The 3152-nt window shown below is 67.3% G+C and carries 4 protein-coding genes; 1 reads left to right on the forward strand and 3 read right to left on the reverse strand.

Features of this window, described 5'->3' with window-relative positions; translation table 11 throughout:
- The first annotated feature begins 42 nt into the window (after positions 1-42).
- Positions 43-699, forward strand: a complete 657-nt coding sequence (locus DBR22_RS13430; protein ID WP_108599435.1) for a histidine phosphatase family protein — start codon at positions 43-45, stop codon at positions 697-699.
- A gap of 22 nt (positions 700-721) precedes the next feature.
- Here DBR22_RS13430 and DBR22_RS13435 read toward each other — a convergent pair whose 3' ends face one another.
- The 3 genes from DBR22_RS13435 to DBR22_RS13445 all read right to left on the reverse strand — a co-directional run.
- Positions 722-1510, reverse strand: a complete 789-nt coding sequence (locus tag DBR22_RS13435; RefSeq protein ID WP_108599433.1) for a DeoR/GlpR family DNA-binding transcription regulator — start codon at positions 1508-1510, stop codon at positions 722-724.
- A gap of 94 nt (positions 1511-1604) precedes the next feature.
- A complete protein-coding gene (gene hutI, locus DBR22_RS13440; protein ID WP_108599434.1) occupies positions 1605-2816 on the reverse strand; it encodes an imidazolonepropionase in 1212 nt (403 codons plus the stop codon).
- A gap of 11 nt (positions 2817-2827) precedes the next feature.
- Positions 2828-3152: FAD-dependent oxidoreductase (locus tag DBR22_RS13445; RefSeq protein WP_146187503.1), on the reverse strand; the 325-nt coding region annotated here is incomplete at its 5' end.

Below are 3152 nucleotides of genomic sequence, written 5' to 3' on the forward strand. Positions count from 1 at the left end.
ACCTTATGCTTGGGGCTTATGAGTGCTCCCGGCAAAATCATCATGATCCGGCACGGCCAGTCCGCCGCCAACGCGGATACGTCCATCTACAACCGCGTCCCGGACTACCGGATTCCGCTGACTCCCCTGGGGCTGGCACAGGCCACCGCGGCCGGCGAACGCATCCGGCGGGAGCTGGACGGCCGCCAGGTCTGCGTCTACGTCTCCCCGTACCTCAGGGCTTACCAGACGCTCGAGGCCCTCAACCTCGGCCCCCTCACAGAACGCGTGATCGAAGAGCCACGGCTACGGGAGCAGGACTGGGCAAACTTCCAGATCAGCGGGGACATCGAGGACCAGAAAGAGCTCCGCAATGCGTACGGCCACTTCTTCTACCGCTTCCGGGAGGGCGAGTCCGGCTCGGATGTGTACGACCGGATCTCATCCTTCATGGAGACCCTCTACCGCCATTGGTCCAAGCCGGATTACGCCCCCAACGCCCTGCTGGTGACCCACGGGCTGACGATGCGGCTGTTCTGCATGCGCTGGTTCCACTGGTCCGTGGAGTACTTCGAGTCCTTGAACAACCCTGACAACGCAGACGTGCGGACCCTGGTGCGCACGGACCTGGACAAGTACGAACTTGATGTCCCGTTCAGCCAGTGGGTGGACCGGCGCGTGGACGAGACCGTCCTGGATGCACCGCCGGTGGTGTTTTGAACCGGGATCTTCCGCGCACCGTTCAGCGCGGCGCCACGATCACTTCCGTGCCGTTCGCTTCGAAAGCCGCTTTGTCCCGGGCGGAAATGCCGGCGTCGGTGATCAGCCGGTTGAAAATATAGCCGTCCATGGTGGCGAAGGCCCGGACCCCCACCTTGGACGAATCGGCCAGCACGTAGGAGACCCTGGCCCGGCTTGCCAGCAGGGCATTAACTGACGCTTCGCCTTCGCCGGTGTTGGTGGGGCCCACCGCAGGATCGATGCCGTTGACACCGATGAAGGCGATGTCCAGAACCACCTTCTGCATGATGATGTCCGTGTATGGGCCCACCAGCTCGTAGGAGCGCGGATTCAGGATCCCGCCGGTCACCATCACTTTGATGTTGGGCCGGACCGCGAGCTGCGCGGCGATGTTGATGGCGTTGGTGACCACCGTCAGAGTGGGCTGGTTGGCCGGCGCGTTGAGGTCCTCCCGGGTGGCAAGGATCTGGGCGAGGGCGGTGCTGGTGGTGCCGCCGCAGATCCCGATCACCGCTCCCGGCCAGATCAGTGCCGACGCAGCCTGCGCGATCTGTTCCTTGGCCTCTGCATGGTCATCCCGGTTGTACCGGCCGGGGAGATCGTAGGCCAGCGCTCCCGTGGTGGCGCCCCCGCGGGTCCGGGTCAGCAGGCGACGCTTGGCCAGGCTGTCCAGGTCACGCCGCGCGGTGGCCGGTGACACTTCCAGCGTGCTGACGATCTCCTCCACCTCAACCTGACCCGTTTTGGCAAGGAGGTCCAGGATGGCCGTGAGGCGGTCAGTGCGGGTCATGCGGGCCTTTCGGAGTCAGAACTCGCCAAGAGATGACGCTTCCTGATTATAACAGAGGCCAAAGGTGCAGATTACGTCAGATTCACGGTCCGGGCTATCTGGCCCGGACACCTGCCCGCCACACAGCGTACGTCAGCGGCATGCCCGGACGGTAGGCGAGATGCGTCGCCGACGGGGCGTTGAGCATGTGCAGGTCCGCCCGGTGTCCGACGGCGAGGGAACCCACCGCCCGGCCGCCGTCGGCGTCGTCCCCTGCGTCGCGGTGCAGCGCCAGCGCGCCGCCGTACGTTGCGGCACGGACGGCCTCGTGCACCGTGAGCCGCATCTGGAGCACCGCAGTGGCCACGCAGAAGGCCATGGAGCTGGTGTAGGAGGTGCCCGGGTTGCAGTTTGAAGCCAGCGCCACCTGCACGCCGGCATCAAGCAGTTCACGCCCCGGCGCAAGGAGTGCCCGGGTGGAGAGGTCACAGGCCGGGAGGCAGGTGGCCACGGTCCCCCTGCGTCCGGTTCCGGCGGCAGCATTCCAGCCGGACCAGCTGTCCGCCAGCGCCGCCAGGTCACCGGCCGACAAGTGATTCACGTGGTCAACGCTTGCCGCCCCCAGCTCCACTGCCAGCTGAACTCCGGGGCCGGGACCGAGCTGGTTGCCGTGCACACGGATCCCCAGGCCGGCATCCCGGCAGGCCTCCAGGACGCGCCGGGACTGCGAGGCCGTGAAGGCGCCCTCCTCGCAGAACACGTCGGCCCAGCGGGCATAGGGCCGGACGGCGTCGAGCATGGGGCCGCAGACCAGGGCGGTGTAGTCCCCGGCATCGGAACCGGCCGGAACCAGGTGCGCCCCGAGGTAGGTGACTTCGTCGGCCACGGTGAAGGCAATCCGTGCGCTGCGTGCCTCGTGCTCGACGTCCAGCCCGTAGCCCGTCTTGGTCTCCAGGTAGGTGGTTCCCTGCGAGACAGCTTCGGACACCCGGGCCATCGCCAGCCGGGTGAGATCGAAATCCGAGGTGCGGCGCGTGGCGTCCATGGTCACGGCGATACCCCCTGCCGCGTATGGCTCCCCCGCCATCCTGGCCTCGAACTCTGCCGTGCGGTCCCCGGCGAATATCAGATGGGTGTGGGAATCCACCCAACCCGGCAGCACGGCGCGTCCACCGGCGTCCACTACCGTGTCCGCCGCCGGTGCGGCTGCAGCGGCACCGAGCCACGCGATCCGTTCGCCCTCGATCACCACGGCGGCGTCAGCCAGGACCCGGTGTTCCAGGTCCTGGGTCATCAGCTCGGCAATATTGGTGATCAGGGTGCTCATAAGTCCATTCTTCAGCGCCGGATGGACCAGCGCGTGGCGGCGAGCGCGTCCGCTGTCCGGGATGCCGGACCACCCGCGGCTTCATGGCCGCCCCCGGCGCCCTGGCCGGCCAGGATCTGTGCAGCTGCAAGCTCGGCCATGGCCGATGAGGTCTGGAAGCCGTAGCCGCCCTGCCCCGCGAGCCAGTAGAAGCCGGCAGCCTCGGCATCGAATCCGGCTACCGGGATGCCGTCGGCCGCCTCCGTCCGGAGCCCGGTCCAGGCGCTCCGGATTCCACCGATCCCCAGGGTGGTCACCTGGTTGAGGTGTGAGATCAGGCGTTCGACGTCGCCGGGC

Origin of the sequence: Arthrobacter sp. HMWF013 (assembly GCF_003061105.1) — a bacterium.
GTDB lineage: Bacteria > Actinomycetota > Actinomycetes > Actinomycetales > Micrococcaceae > Arthrobacter.

Coding starts and splice junctions, on each gene's coding strand:
- DBR22_RS13430 (WP_108599435.1), top strand. CDS start 43: ATGATCCGGCACGGCCAGTCCGCCGCCAACGCGGATACGTCCATCTAC.
- DBR22_RS13435 (WP_108599433.1), bottom strand. CDS start 1,510: ATGACCCGCACTGACCGCCTCACGGCCATCCTGGACCTCCTTGCCAAA.
- hutI (WP_108599434.1), bottom strand. CDS start 2,816: ATGAGCACCCTGATCACCAATATTGCCGAGCTGATGACCCAGGACCTG.